The following is a 14,065-nucleotide window of genomic DNA, read 5'->3' as shown; positions in this document are numbered from 1 at the left end:
CCCGCAAGCGGGCGAGGGGAGCACCCAGCCAGGGGGAGGAGATGTCTTCGTCCTTCTCGACGACGCCACGGCCCCGGCGGCGCAAGCCGCATCACGCCTCTACACCGGCTTCATCCATGAAGACGTCTTGCCCGCCGGCAGCGACATCGCGCAACTCGACACCATGCTTGCCGAAGGCTGGCGCCAGGGCTGGCATGCCACCCTGTTTGCCCCCTACGAATTCGGCGGCGCGCTGGTCGATGCCCCGGTGCACACCGGCAACGCGATGCCGTTCCACGACGGCGCGCTGCGCCTGCTGTGGTTCCGCAACCTGCGCCGGCTCGATGCCGCGGCGGTCACGGCGTGGCTGCAGGCGAAAGCCGACCCCAGGCCGGCGGGCCTGATGGACGTGGCCTCCGATACCTCCCGCGAGGCATTCGACGATGCCATCGCCCGCATCCACCAGTGGATCGAAGCCGGCGACACCTACCAGGTCAACTACACCCAGCGCCTGCACTTCGATGCCTTTGGCGACCCGGTGGCGCTGTATGCCGCGCTGCGCGCCGCGCAGCCGGTGCCGTATGGCGTGCTGGCCAGCCTGCCGGATCGTGCCACGGTGCTGTCGCTGTCGCCCGAGCTGTTCGTGCGCCACGACGGCCAGGGCCACATGCTGACCCGGCCGATGAAGGGCACCGCGCCGCGCTCGGGCGATGCCGTGCGCGATGCGCAGGCCGCCGCCGCGCTGGCCGCCGATGCCAAGAACCGCGCCGAGAACGTGATGATCGTCGACCTGCTGCGCAACGACCTGGGGCGCATCGCGCAGCCGGGCAGCGTGGCGGTGCCGGAGCGCTTTGCGGTGCAGCCGTTTGGCGCGGTGCTGCAGATGACCTCTACCGTCACCGCGACGGCGCGGCCCGGCACGCGCTTTGGCGCGCTGATGGCGGCGCTGTTCCCGTGCGGCTCCATCACCGGCGCGCCCAAGCGGCGCACCATGCAGATCATTGCCGAACTGGAAGGCACGCCGCGCGGGCTGTACACCGGGGCGATCGGCTGGATCGATGCGCCAACCGACGAAGGCACCGCGGGACCGTTCGCGCTGTCGGTGGCAATCCGCACGCTGGTACTGGCGCCTCTCGCGGATACCGGCCTGCGCGCGGGTGAAATGGGCGTGGGCGGCGGCATCGTCCATGACAGCGTCGCGGCGGAGGAGTTCGATGAATGCGGCTGGAAGGCGCGTTTCCTGACGCGGCACGATCCCGGTTTTACGCTGTTCGAAACCATGCGCGTGCAGGACGGCGAGTGCCTTTACCTGGCGCGGCATCTTGCGCGCATTGGCGCTTCGGCACATACGTTCGGCTTCGCTTTCGATGCCGATGCGGCACGCAACGCGGTGGCCGCGCAGGTAGCGCAGCTGGGCGCGGGGACATGGCGCCTGCGTATGAGCGTGGACAAGCGCGGCGCGCTCGCATTTGCCAGCGGCGCGGTGGCACCGATGCCGGCCGGTCCGGTCAGGATCGATATCGCCCCCGAGCCACTACCCGCCGCCGATCCGCTGCGCCGCCACAAGACCAGCGCGCGCGCAGTGTTCGATGCGGGCTGGCAGGCCGCCGAGCGTGCCGGTGGCTTTGACCTGCTGTTCTTCAACACGCGCGGTGAACTGCTGGAAGGCGGGCGCAGCTCGGTCTTCGTCCGTATCGATGGCCGCTGGCTGACGCCGCCGCTGTCGGCTGACATCCTGCCCGGCGTGATGCGCGCGGTGGCGCTGGACGAGGGAGGGGCGGCCCTGGGCGCCCCCGGCGAAGTGGTGACGGAAGCGGTGATCACGCGCGCGATGCTCGCGCGCGCCGAGGCCATCGTCCTGGTCAACGCCTTGCGCGGCGCGATGCCGGCGACGCTGAGTCAGTAAGCCTGAAGACTAAGGGTGGTGCGTGTCCAGGACGCCGTCGCCCAGCTTCCAGCGCACCACGCCCGGCAGGTTGATCAGCTCGCGGTCGTGGCAGATCATCACCACGGTGCGGCCTTCGGCGGCCAGGTCGCCGACCAGCCCAATCACCTGTTCGCGCGCATGGCCGTCCAGGCTCGAGGTAGGCTCATCCAGCAGCAGCAACTCCGGCTCCAGCACCTTGGCGCGCGCCAGCGCCACGCGCTGGATCTCGCCGCCTGACAGGTATTCGGGCGCGGTGTCCTGCAGGTGCGACACGCCGGCCCAGCCCAGCGCCTCGCCCACGCGGCGGGCGATCTCGTCGCGCGGCATCCCGCGTGCGTGCAGGCCGTAGGCGATGTTCTCGCGCACTGAGGTGCGGAACAGGTACGGATGCTGGTGCAGGTAGGCAATGCGCTGGCGCAACGCCGGCGGCAGCGGGGAGAGGGGGGCGTCGTGCGCCTGGCCGTGCGCGTCGGTCCACTGCGCGCTGGCGCCGGGTGCCGGCTCCAGCCCGGCCAGCATGCGCAGCAGCGTGGTCTTGCCGGCGCCGTTCATGCCGGTCAGCACGATCGCGGTGGCGCGCGGGATCACCAGCCTGTCGATGGCAAAGAGCTTGCGCAGGCCGATGGTGCGCGCCAGCCCTCGCACGGTCAGCAGCGGGCTGTGGTCATGGGCAACTGAGGGGGTCATCGGCGGAAGCCTCCGGCACCCTGCAGCCAGGCCATGCCGATATTGACCAGCAGCGCCAGCGCCACCAGCACGATGCCCAGCGCAATGCCCTGGGCGAACTCGCCCTTGCTGGTTTCCAGCGCAATGGCCGTGGTGATGGTGCGGGTCGAGCCTTCGATATTGCCGCCGATCATCAGGGCCGAGCCGACTTCGGCAATCACGCGCCCGAAGCCGGCGACCACTGCCGCCATCAGCCCGAAGCGCAGCTCGCGGATCACGGTCAGGAAGGTGCGCCAGCGGCCTGCGCCCAGCACCCAGGCGGTCTCGCGCAGGCGCACGTCGGCGCCCTGCAGGGTCGACAGCGCAAACGCCAGCACCACCGGGAAGCCGATCACCGCCTGCCCCAGCACCATGCCCGCCGGCGTGAACAGCAGGTGCAGGCTGCCCAGCGGGCCCTGGCGCGTCAGCAGCAGGTAGAGGACCAGCCCGACCAGCACGGTCGGGAACGACAGGAAAGCCTGCGCCACCACCACCACCGCACGCCGGCCCGGGAACTGCCGGGTGGCGATCAGCCAGGCCGCGGCGATCGCCGGCACCGTGGCCAGCGCCAGTCCCAGCACCGCCACCATCAGCGAGGTCCAGACGATGAACCACAGGCCAGCGTCGCCGCTGGCCAGCAGGCGGAAGGCGTCGGCGGTGGCGGTGCCGATCTCCACCGGCTCAGGCGGAGAAGGTGTGCTCGGCGGCGGGAAAGCTGCCGTCCTTGACGGCGGCCACGTAGGCGCGCACGGCTGCCTCGATCGAGGTCTGGCCGTCCATGAAGTTGCGCACGAACTTGGCCTTGCGGCCCGGGTAGACATTGAGCATGTCCTGCAGCACCAGCACCTGGCCGGAGCAGTCCGCGCCCGCGCCGATGCCGATGGTGGGGACCGTCAGCGATTGCGTGATCTCGCCGGCCAGCGCCGCGGGCACCGCCTCCATCAGCACCACCTGCGCGCCGGCGGCCTGCAGCGCCAGCGCGTCGCGCTTGAGCTGGGCCGCGCCGGCGTTGGTCTTGCCCTGCACCTTGAAGCCGCCCAGCGCGTGCACCGACTGCGGCGTCAGGCCGATATGCGCGCATACCGGGATGCTGCGCTCGACCAGGAACTTGACGATGGGCGCCAGCCAGTCGCCGCCTTCGAGCTTGACCATCTGCGCGCCGGCCTTCATCAGCGTGACCGCGCTGGCAAACGCGGCCTCAGGCGTGGGATAGGTGCCGAACGGCAGGTCCGTCAGCAGCAGCGAGGTCTGGTTGCCGCGCGCCGCGCATTCGGTGTGGTAGGCCATCTGTTCCAGCGTGACCGGCAGCGTGGTCTGCTGGCCCTGCATCACATTGCCCAGCGAATCGCCGACCAGGATCATTTCCACGCCGCAGTAGTCGAGCAGCGCGGCGAAGCTGGAGTCGTACGCGGTCAGCATGGCGATTTTCTCGCCGGCGTCACGCATCGCCTGCAGTTTGGGAATCGTGATGGTCTTGCGGGAGGGATCGAGGAGGTAGCTCATGGCAGTGCCCATATAGGACGGCTTTGCCGGTGCCGGGAGGGCCGCCCGCACGGCAACGACAGCCGTCGTTATTGTGTTGGGTCTGGCAGGCGTGGCCTGTCAGGGCGCAGCGAGATTGAGAAAGGCCTTGCGGCCGCGCATGTTTTCGATGCGCGACAGTAGTGTACGGAAATCGTCATCATTGTCCACCGGATTGAAGTGGGCGGTGTCGACCACCATCACCGGGGCGTCGTCGTACCGGTGGAACAATTCGCCGTAGGCGCCGGCCAGGCGCTGCAGGTAGTGTTCGTCGATGCCGGCCTCGCCGGGCTCGCCGCGGCGCACGATGCGCTCGCGCAGGAGCGACGGGGTGGCCTGCAGCACGATCACCAGGTCGGCGCGCTGCGGCGGCAGGTCAAGGCGTGCGGCGATGGCGTCGTAGAGCGCCAGTTCGTCGTCGGACAGCGTCAGCGCCGCGTGCAGCCGGTCCTTGGCCATCAGGAAATTGGTGACCATGCGCTGTCCGGCCAGCACCCCCGCCTGCCATTGCTGCAGTTGCACCGCGCGCTGGGTCAGGCACCACAGCTGCAGCGCCAGCGCATGGCGCGCGGGATCGCGGTAGAAGGGTTCGAGGAAGGGGCTGCGGCGTGCGCTGTCGGGCAGCTCCTGGGCCTGCAGCGTGCGCGCCAGGCGCTGGGCCAGCGAGGTCTTGCCGGATCCGACGGGGCCTTCGACGACGATGCGGCGCAGGTGATCGAGCATGGCGCTCCGGGCTTCAGTGGGGTGGAAGGCTGCGCCGCGGGCGCAGCCGGGCGGGATCAGCCAGGGCTGCCGCCATCGCCGGTCTCGCCAGCGGCGGCCTGCATGCGCAGGCACTTGCAGGTGGACACCTTCTCGATACGCTGCGCGCCCACGCCGGCCAGGTAGTCGGCGGCGCGTCCGCGCCCGGGGATGGCCAGCGCGGCGTCCAGCTCCAGCAGCGGCACCAGCGTGAAGGCGCGCTCGGTCAGGCGCGGATGCGGCACCGTCAGGTGCTCGTGGTCGTGCTGCTCGTCGCCGAACAGCAGCAGGTCCAGGTCCAGCGTGCGCGGCGCGTTGCGGAACGGCCGCTCGCGGCCGAACTGGTCTTCGATGTGGTGGCAGATGCGCAGGAGCTGCGCCGCGGTGAACGAGGTCTGCACCTTGACCACCGCGTTGTAGTAGTCGTCGCCGCCGGCATCGACCGGGGCGGTGCGGTAGAGCGATGAGCGCGCCAGCACCGTGATGCCGACCTGCTGGGCCAGACACACGATGGCGTCCTTGATGGCCTGGCGGGCATCGCCAAGATTGGCCCCGATGCCGATGAAGGCAAGCGTCATTTAGGTTTCCTCCGGCTGGCCGGGGCCGGCATGTGCTGCCTCGCCCGCGTCCGTGTCGCTCCGGGAAGACACTTTATCCGATTTCCGCGGACCGCGCCGGCGGCGCTTCTTGCGTGCCGGGCCTTCGCCCTCGGCGCCCTGGCCACCCTGACTGCCATGACCGCCTTGACCACCAGGGCCGCGCGCGCTGCGTACCGCGTCGATCAGGTCCTCGCGCTCGCCCGGGTCGGCGTCCTGGAAGTCCTGCCACCAGGCGGCCAGTTCCTCGGGCAGCTCGCCCGACTGGCAGCGCAGGTGCAGGAAGTCGAAGCCGGCACGGAAGCGCGGCGACTCCAGCAGCCGGAACGGCATGCGGCCCACGCGCTTTTCAAAGCGCGGCTGCATGCCCCAGATATCGCGCATGTCGGTGACAAAGCGGCGCTGGATCGCCAGCTGGCCGGTCTGCTTTTCCAGCACCATGTCCATGGCGGTGTTCAGCGCGGCGATGGCGTGCTCGCCCTCCTCGCGCAGCCTGGTCCAGCGCTGCAGCACGTGGTGCCACAGCAGCGCGGCGAACAGGAAGCCCGGCGAGACCGGCTTGCCGGCCTGCACGCGGCGGTCGGTGTTGTCCAGCGCCAGCTGCACGAAGCGCTGGCCCATGGGCTGCTCCAGCGCCACGTCCAGCAGCGGCAGCAGGCCCTGGTGCAGGCCGGCCTTGCGCAGCTCCTGCAGCGAGGCCCAGGCGTGGCCGGACATCAGCAGCTTGAGCATCTCGTCGAACAGGCGCGCGCTGGGCACGTTGTGGATCAGCGACGCCAGGCCGGCGATCGGGTGGCGCGTGGCCTCGTCGATGTCGAAGCTGGTCTTGGCGGCGAAGCGCACCACGCGCAGCATCCGGATCGGGTCTTCGCGGTAGCGCGTGACCGGGTCGCCGATCATGCGCAGCGTGCGCGCGCGGATGTCTTCCATGCCGTGATGGTAGTCATGCACGGTCTGCGCGGCCGGGTCGTAGTACATCGCGTTGATGGTGAAGTCGCGGCGTTCCGCGTCTTCGGCCTGCGAGCCCCACACGTTGTCGCGCAGCACCCGGCCCGAGGCATCGATCGCATGGGTCTTGCTGTCGAGCTCGGCGCGCTTGAGGCGGCGGCCTTCGGGCAGCGTTTCGCTGGCGATGGCGTCGACCAGCGCGCGGAAGGTCGAGACCTCGATGATTTCCTGCTCGCGCCCGCCGTAGAAGGTCACGTGCACGATCTGGAAGCGCCTGCCGATGATGCGCGAGCGCCGGAACAGCGCCTGCACCTGGTCGGGCGTGGCGTTGGTCGCGACGTCAAAATCCTTGGGCTTGATGCCGAGCAGCAGGTCGCGCACCGCGCCGCCCACGATGTAGGCCTGGTAGCCGGCCTGCTGCAGCGTGGAGGTGACCTTGACGGCATTGCGCGACAGCAGCGCGGGGTCGATCTGGTGTTCGTCGGCGCCGACGATGCGCGGCGTATGGGCGCGGCCGGTGCGGCGCAGCTTGGGGCTGGGTTTGCCCAGCAGCCGGGTAATGAGCTTCTTGATCACGTCAGAACAGATCCATGATGCGCCAGCCGGCCGCGGCGGCGTGGTGGCGCAGGCGATCGTCCGGGTTGGTGGCGATCGGCTCGGAGACTTTTTCCAGCAAGGGCAGGTCGTTGGCCGAGTCGCTGTAGAAGGTGGTAGTTTCGAAGTGGTCCCACTGCGCGCCCTGGCTCCTGAGCCAGGATTCGACGCGGGTGATCTTGCCTTCGCGGAAGCTGGGCACGCCGTGGACCTCGCCGGTGAACTGGCTTTCCGGCTTGCCGTCGATGGTGGCGGGCTCGGTGGCGATCAGGTGCTTGATGCCGAAGGCCGCGGCAATCGGCGCGGTGACAAAGCTGTTGGTGGCGGTCACCACGGCGCACAGGTCGCCGGCTTCCAGGTGCTTGTAGACCAGCGCGCGCGCCTGCGGCGTGATCACCGGGTCGATCACCTCGTGCATGAAGCGCACCCGCATGGCATCGAGCCGGTCGCGCGGGTTGGCCGCCAGCGGCGCCAGCGCAAAGCGCAGGAAGGCCTGGATATCGAGGGTGCCGGCTTTGTAGTGGCCGTAGAACTCGTCGTTCTTCTGCCGGTAGGTTTCCTCGTCGACGACGCCCAGGCGGACCAGGAAGCGGCCCCATTCATGGTCGCTGTCGGTCGGGATCAGGGTGTGGTCGAGGTCAAAGAGTGCCAGATTCATGGGCGGCGATTTTACCTTAAGGCGAGAGGTCGGGCGGGCAGGCAGGCAGGCGCCGGGGCCGCATTGGGTGCGGTATGGGCGCCGATCCGGCGCTAATCCCGGAATTCAGCAAACATTTCACGCAGCAGCGGCAGCGTCACCGGCCGCTTGCGTTCCAGCGAGTAGGTGTCGAGCGCGTCCAGCAGCGCCATCAGGCTTGGCATGTCGCGGTAATGCCGCGTCACCAGCCAGTGCGTAATCTCCGGCGACAGCTGCAGGCCGCGCTCGCGTGCCGCATGCAGCACAGCGGCCTTCTTGTCGTCGTCCGACAGCGGCGCGACCTGGTACACCAGGCCCCAGCCCAGGCGCGTGCGCAGGTCTTCGCGCACCGGCATCGCGCGCGGGGCCAGGCCGCCGGCCACCACCAGCGCGGTGCGCACGTGGGCGCGCACCTCGTTGTAGAGCGAAAACACCGCGATCTGGCGCGCTTCATCCAGCAGCTCGACGTCATCGACGGTGTAGAGCTGGCACCACGGGTCGAACAGGAAGTCCGACAGCGGGTGGTGTGGGCTCAGGTAGCGGCTGCGGATGCCGTGCTGCGGCCCGGCCTCACATAGCGCGTGCAGCAGGTGGGTACGGCCGCAGCCGACCTCGCCCCACAGGTAGACCAGCCGGTCGCTGGCGTGCTCCTGGGCGAGCGCGGCGGGCAGTTCGCGCAGGCGCTGCACCGCTTCGCGGTTGGATGCCACCACGAAATTCTCGAAGGTCGAAGGCGGCGGGCTGCCCAGCTCGAGCGACAGTTGCTTGGGACGCGGGGACATGACGTATGGCTAACTTGCGGGTGTGGGCAGCAGTGGGGCAGCCGTTATTTTCGGTACAGGTCGCTGGCCAGGTAAACCCGCCGCAGCTGCCGCGCACCGACCAGCAGCACGGCACAGGTCGGCAGCGCCAGCAGCACGCCGAAGAAGCCGAACAGCTGGCCGAAGGCGAGCAGCGCGAAGATCACCACCAGCGGGTGCAGGCCGATGCGTTCGCCCACCAGGCGCGGGGTCAGGTAAAAGCTCTCGATAAACTGGCCGAAGCCGTAGACCACCGCCACCGCGGCCAGCCCGTACCAGTTGCCGAACTGCAGCAGCGCGGCCAGGATCGCCATGACCAGCCCGACACCAAAGCCAATATACGGGATAAACACCGCCAGTCCCGTGAAGACCCCGACCGGCACGCCGATATCGAAGCCGGCGATGGTCAGACCGATCGAGTAGATCGCCGCCAGGATCACCATCACCAGGATCTGGCCGCGCAGGTATTGCGACAGCAGCGCGTCGGTCTCGTTGGTCAGTTCGCGCACCTTGGGCACCCAGCGGCGCGGCACCACGCCCTCGATGCGGCGCATCACCATGTGCCAGTCCATCATCAGGTAGAACATGACGATGGGCACGATAAAGACGATGCCGGCCACCGTGATCAGCGCCGAGCCCGACATCTTGACGTAGTTCAGCAACACCACCAGCAGGTCTTCCGGGCTGGCCGAGAAGCGGTCCGACAGCATGTTGCGCAGGCCCGGGAAGTCAAAGCGGATGCGCACGCCGAACTCCGCCAGCCGGGGCGAGACCACGGAGTTGAGCTTCTTCAGCAGGATCGGCAACTGTTCGCGGATCTGCGGGATCTCGCGTTGCAGCACCGCGATTGCCAGCAGTACCAGCATCACGCAGATCACCGTCAGCAGCAGGATCATCAGCGTCACGCCGACTGCGCGCGGCACCCGGCGGCGCTGCAGCCAGTCCACGCCCGGGTTCAGGACATAGGCGAAGATGAACGCGAACAGGAACGGCGTCAGCACCGGCGCCAGCGCGATGATGGCGGCGAACAGCGCGACGGCCACGACGACCCAGAGCAGGATACGCTTGGCCTCTTGGTTCAACAGCGGGGCATTCATCAATAGTTGGGAAGGACGGGCGACTGCGCCGTTTGCGGCGGAATCTCGCCGGAAACTGGAAGCGGGGGGCCTCTATCCGTTAAAATTGCAATTCTACTGGACTCGCGCCCGCGTTCCGATGCCAAGCAACGGAAGCCGCGGTGGCCCGAGCGCCGGATTCCTCACTTTATTTCCTCCAGGACAAGCAGGTTCCCATGAGCGCATCCCCGACCGCCGGCCAGGCAGGCCTTTCCTACCGCGACGCCGGTGTTGATATCGATGCCGGCGACGCACTGGTCGACCGCATCAAGCCGTTTGCCAAGCGCACCATGCGCGAAGGCGTGATGGCGGGCATCGGCGGGTTCGGTGCGCTGTTCGAACTGTCGAAGAAGTTCCAGGAGCCGGTGCTGGTATCGGGCACCGACGGCGTGGGCACCAAGCTCAAGCTTGCGTTCCAGCTCAACCGCCATGACACCGTCGGCCAGGACCTGGTCGCCATGAGCGTCAACGACATCCTGGTGCAGGGTGCCGAGCCGTTGTTCTTCCTCGACTACTTCGCCTGCGGCAAGCTGGACGTGGACACCGCCGCCACCGTGATCCAGGGCATCGCCCGCGGTTGCGAACTGGCCGGCTGCGCCCTGATCGGCGGCGAAACCGCCGAAATGCCCAGCATGTACCCGGACGGCGAATACGACCTGGCCGGCTTTGCCGTCGGTGCGGTCGAAAAGAAGAAGATCATCGACGGCAGCACCATCACCCCGGGCGACGTGGTGCTTGGCCTGGCTTCGTCGGGCGCGCACTCCAACGGTTACTCGCTGGTGCGCAAGATCATCGAAGTGGCCAGGCCGGACCTGAACGCCGACTTCCACGGCCAGCGCCTGCAGGACGCGATCATGGCGCCGACGCGCATCTACGTGAAGCCGCTGCTGTCGCTGATCGAAACCCTGCCGGTCAAGGGCATGGCCCATATCACCGGCGGCGGCCTGACCGAGAATGTGCCGCGCGTGCTGGCGCAGGACGTCACCGCCGTGCTCAAGCGCGATGCCTGGACGCTGCCGCCGCTGTTCCAGTGGCTGCAGGCGCAGGGCCGCGTGGCCGACGACGAAATGCACCGCGTGTTCAACTGCGGCATCGGCATGGTCGTGATCGTGGCCAAGGAAGACGCTGAACGCGCCATCCGCCACCTGCAAGCGGCCGGCGAGGCCGTGTGGCAGATCGGTGAGATCCGCGAACGCGCCGAGGGCGAGGCGCAGACCATCGTGGTCTGACGACACCGAAGCCTTCCGGCAAGAACGGCGCATGCCTTAGGGCATGCGCTTTTTTTTCGTCCTGCGTACGGCTCATAAGGGTTTACCCAAAGGCTCACACCGGCTTTGTGCCCTGCGCTGCCCGAGTCCCGTTTTCGTGCATCGCACCAAAATCCAGCATGCATCTGCACCAAGTCTGATAAACAATATTTTGCTTGATTGTATGGCGGTTTATCGCCTAATGTACTGAGCAAAGACGCGGCACACGTATGCCGCGTCCGGAGACAACGCCTCCGCGCGATGCCGGCAACCACCGGCGGCGCTGGGGGCAGGCCAGGACCATTGGAGGATCCACCATGCAAGCAGTCAGCATCGACGCAGCGGCAAAAGGCGCGTCGGCCCAGAAGCAGTCCGTCGCGCGCGTCGCGGGGGCCAGCCTCGCCGGCACCACGCTCGAGTTCTACGACCACTTCATCTACGGATCGGCCGCCGCGCTGGTCTTCCCCAAGCTGTTTTTCCCGCAGAGCGACCCGCTGACCGCGACGCTTCTGTCCTTTGCCAGCTACGGCGTTGCCTTCGTGGCGCGGCCGCTGGGCGCGGCGATCTTCGGCCACTTCGGCGACAAGATGGGGCGCAAGTCCATCCTGATCATTACGCTGCTGATGATGGGCCTGGCCACCTTCGGTATCGGCCTGCTGCCGACCTATGCCGCCGCGGGCGCGCTGGCGCCGGTGCTGCTGGTGCTGCTGCGCGTGGTGCAGGGCCTGGCGCTGGGCGGCGAATGGGGCGGGGCGGCGATCATGGTCAACGAGCTCGACCCTGAAGGGAAAAGGCGCGGCATCCTCGGCAGCCTGGTGCAGCTCGCCGCGCCGATCGGCCTGCTGCTTGCCAACGGCGTATTCGCGCTGGTGACCTGGCAGGTCTCGGAAGAAGCCTTCCTGAGCTGGGGCTGGCGCGTGCCGTTCCTGCTGTCGGCGCTGCTGGTGGGCGTTGGGCTCTACATCCGCTCCAACGTGCGTGAGTCCGGCATGTTCGAGAAGCTGGAGGAATCCCACGCCGAAGCGCGCGCGCCGATCATGGAAGTGCTGCGCAACTACAAGAAGCAGCTGCTGATCGCCTTTGGCGCGCGGCTGGGCGGCGATATCGCCTTCTACGTGTTCACGCTGTTCCTGCTGTACTTCGTGCCGACCAAGCTGGGCCTGCCCAAGAGCATCGCGCTCAATGCCGTGCTGCTGGGTGCGGTGGCGCAGATCCTGTTCATCCCGGTGGCCGGTTACCTGGCCGACCGCATCGGGCGTCGCCCGGTGCTGATGATCGGCGGCATCGGCGGTGCGGTGTGGGCCTTTGTCTTCTTCACGCTCGTCAAGACCGGCAGCCCGGCTTTGATCATGCTGGCCTCGTTCGTCGGCATGGTGCTGGTGTCGTTCATGTTCTCGCCGCTGGCGTCGTTCCTGCCGGAGCTGTTCGCCACCCGGGTGCGCGTGACCGGTGCCTCGCTCGGCTTCCAGTTCGCCGGTGTGTTCGGCGGCGCGCTGGCCCCGCTGATCGCGGTGGGCCTGCTCGACCGCTTCGGCAGCACCGCGCCCGTTGCGCTGTACCTGGCGGCGGTGTGCGCGCTGATCGCAATCGCCGCGGCGGCCGCGCGGGAAACCAATCGCATGCACCTGTCCGACGCGGACCGCTGAATGCGGACCACGGTGAGCGGCAGTAACAATCTTCTCATGAGCAGTATCGTGAAACAGTTCGACCTGATCATCCGCAACGGCACCGTCGTGACCGCCAGCGACACCATGCAGTGCGATATCGGCATCGCCGGCGGGCGCATCGTACAGCTCGGCCACGACCTGGGCGAGGCCGCGCAGACCATCGACGCCAGCGGCAAGCTGGTCTTGCCGGGCGGCGTCGATGCGCACTGCCACCTGGACCAGCCGATGCCGGACGGCCTCAGGATGGCTGACGACTTCGGCACCGGCTCGGTGTCGGCGGCCTGCGGCGGAACCACTACCGTGATCCCGTTCGCCGCGCAGGAGAAGGGCCATTCGCTGCGCGCCGCGGTGAACGACTACCACCAGCGGGCCGATGGCAAGACTGTGGTCGACTACGCCTTCCACCTGATCGTGGCCGATCCTACCGAGGCGGTGCTGCAGGACGAACTGCCGGGGCTGATCCGCGAGGGCTATTCGTCGTTCAAGGTCTACATGACCTACGACGACCTCAAGCTGAACGACCGCGAGATCCTTGAGGTGCTGTCGGTGGCGCGCCAGGAGGGCGCGCTGGTGATGGTGCATGCCGAGAACTCGGACTGCATCGCCTGGCTGACCGAGAAGCTGGAAGCGGCGGGCAACACCGCGCCGAAGTTTCACGCGCTGGCCCGGCCGATGGCGATCGAGCGCGAGGCCACGCACCGCGCCATCACGTTCTCGGAGCTGGTCGACGTGCCGATCCTGATCGTCCATGTATCGGGCAAGGAAGCGGTGGAGCAGATCCGCTGGGCGCGCAACCGCGGTATGAAGATCTTTGCCGAGACCTGCCCGCAGTACCTGTTCCTGACTGCCGAAGACCTCGACCAGCCCGGCTACCACGGCGCCAAGTGCGTGTGCAGCCCGCCGCCGCGCGACCGCAGCAACCAGGAAGTGATCTGGGACGGCCTGGCCGACGGCCTCTTCACCATTTTCTCGTCCGACCATGCACCGTTCCGCTACGAAGACGCGCAGGGCAAGAAGCCTGGCGGCAAGGAAGTCCCGTTCCAGTACATCCCCAACGGCATCCCCGGCCTGGAAACGCGGCTGCCGCTGCTGTTCTCGGCTGGCGTGGTGGGCGGCCGCATCTCGGTCAACCAGTTCGTCGCGCTGACCTCGACCAACCCCGCCAAGCTCTACGGCCTGCATCCGCGCAAGGGCACCATTGCCATCGGCGCCGATGCCGACCTGGCGATCTGGGATCCGCAGCGTGAAGTGACGATCCGCAACGCCGACCTGCATCATGCTGTCGACTACACCCCGTATGAAGGCCTGCGCGTGACCGGCTGGCCGGTGACCACGCTGGTGCGCGGCAAGGTGGTGGCGCATGAGGGCGAGGTGCTGGCCGAGGCCGGCCACGGCCAGTTCCTGCCGTGCGGCCTGCCGGAGATGGCCAGGCCGCGCTATCGCACCTCGGGCGGCAGCCTGTGACGGCAGCCTTGCCAATGCTTTGACTGAAACGACTGACATGGAACTGACCAACCGCCTGGACGCCACCACTATCGCGGCGACGCGG

Annotated in this window: 13 protein-coding genes; 4 read left to right on the top strand and 9 right to left on the bottom strand. The window is 68.1% G+C overall.

The window, feature by feature from the left end; all coding sequences use genetic code 11:
• Positions 1–1,885, top strand: a 1,885-nt coding sequence (gene pabB / locus AC3WRI_RS26320) for an aminodeoxychorismate synthase component I (protein WP_492294370.1), incomplete at its 5' end; no start/stop codon positions are given.
• Positions 1,886–1,894: 9 nt separating this feature from the next.
• Here the strand turns inward: pabB and AC3WRI_RS26315 are convergent.
• The 9 genes from AC3WRI_RS26315 to AC3WRI_RS26275 all read right to left on the bottom strand — a co-directional run bounded on the left by AC3WRI_RS26315 (position 1,895) and on the right by AC3WRI_RS26275 (position 9,584).
• Positions 1,895–2,593, bottom strand: a complete 699-nt coding sequence (locus AC3WRI_RS26315) for an ATP-binding cassette domain-containing protein (protein ID WP_010815031.1) — start codon at positions 2,591–2,593, stop codon at positions 1,895–1,897.
• Positions 2,590–3,288: an ABC transporter permease gene (locus AC3WRI_RS26310; protein ID WP_010815030.1), complete on the bottom strand. Its 699-nt coding sequence runs from the start codon at positions 3,286–3,288 to the stop codon at positions 2,590–2,592. Before AC3WRI_RS26310 ends, AC3WRI_RS26315 begins: the two co-directional genes overlap by 4 nt.
• A 4-nt stretch (positions 3,289–3,292) precedes the next feature.
• Complete coding sequence (gene panB, locus AC3WRI_RS26305) at positions 3,293–4,114, bottom strand: 3-methyl-2-oxobutanoate hydroxymethyltransferase (protein WP_010815029.1); 822 nt, start codon at positions 4,112–4,114, stop codon at positions 3,293–3,295.
• A gap of 99 nt (positions 4,115–4,213) precedes the next feature.
• Positions 4,214–4,855 carry a deoxynucleoside kinase gene (locus tag AC3WRI_RS26300; RefSeq protein WP_010815028.1) on the bottom strand — a complete coding sequence of 214 codons (642 nt, stop codon included), beginning with the start codon at positions 4,853–4,855 and terminating at the stop codon, positions 4,214–4,216.
• 56 nt (positions 4,856–4,911) lie between these two features.
• The gene (gene folK, locus AC3WRI_RS26295) at positions 4,912–5,451 is read right to left on the bottom strand and encodes a 2-amino-4-hydroxy-6-hydroxymethyldihydropteridine diphosphokinase (protein WP_010815027.1); all 540 of its coding nucleotides are present in this window, start codon (positions 5,449–5,451) and stop codon (positions 4,912–4,914) included.
• On the bottom strand, positions 5,452–6,993 hold the full coding sequence (gene pcnB, locus AC3WRI_RS26290) for a polynucleotide adenylyltransferase PcnB (RefSeq protein WP_011615981.1): 1,542 nt from the start codon (positions 6,991–6,993) through the stop codon (positions 5,452–5,454).
• A 1-nt stretch (position 6,994) separates the two neighbouring features.
• Complete coding sequence (locus AC3WRI_RS26285; protein WP_058697802.1) at positions 6,995–7,669, bottom strand: histidinol-phosphatase; 675 nt, start codon at positions 7,667–7,669, stop codon at positions 6,995–6,997.
• Between the two features lie 92 nt (positions 7,670–7,761).
• Positions 7,762–8,469 (bottom strand): DnaA regulatory inactivator Hda, encoded by a 708-nt coding sequence (gene hda / locus AC3WRI_RS26280; protein WP_010815024.1) that lies wholly within the window; start codon positions 8,467–8,469, stop codon positions 7,762–7,764.
• 44 nt (positions 8,470–8,513) lie between these two features.
• Positions 8,514–9,584, bottom strand: a complete 1,071-nt coding sequence (locus tag AC3WRI_RS26275; RefSeq protein ID WP_010815023.1) for an AI-2E family transporter — start codon at positions 9,582–9,584, stop codon at positions 8,514–8,516.
• Positions 9,585–9,778: 194 nt separating this feature from the next.
• Between AC3WRI_RS26275 and purM the strand changes: the two genes are divergently transcribed.
• The 3 genes from purM to hydA all read left to right on the top strand — a co-directional run bounded on the left by purM (position 9,779) and on the right by hydA (position 13,980).
• Entirely contained in the window at positions 9,779–10,831 is a 1,053-nt protein-coding gene (purM, locus tag AC3WRI_RS26270; protein WP_011615979.1) for a phosphoribosylformylglycinamidine cyclo-ligase, read from the top strand.
• A gap of 335 nt (positions 10,832–11,166) precedes the next feature.
• Positions 11,167–12,495, top strand: a complete 1,329-nt coding sequence (locus AC3WRI_RS26265; RefSeq protein WP_010815021.1) for an MFS transporter — start codon at positions 11,167–11,169, stop codon at positions 12,493–12,495.
• 48 nt (positions 12,496–12,543) lie between these two features.
• Positions 12,544–13,980: a dihydropyrimidinase gene (gene hydA, locus AC3WRI_RS26260; RefSeq protein WP_010815020.1), complete on the top strand. Its 1,437-nt coding sequence runs from the start codon at positions 12,544–12,546 to the stop codon at positions 13,978–13,980.
• The last annotated feature ends 85 nt before the right edge of the window (positions 13,981–14,065 follow it).

It is taken from the genome of Cupriavidus sp. FW305-27, assembly GCF_058787995.1.
This window is presented reverse-complemented; position numbering and strand designations above follow the sequence as displayed.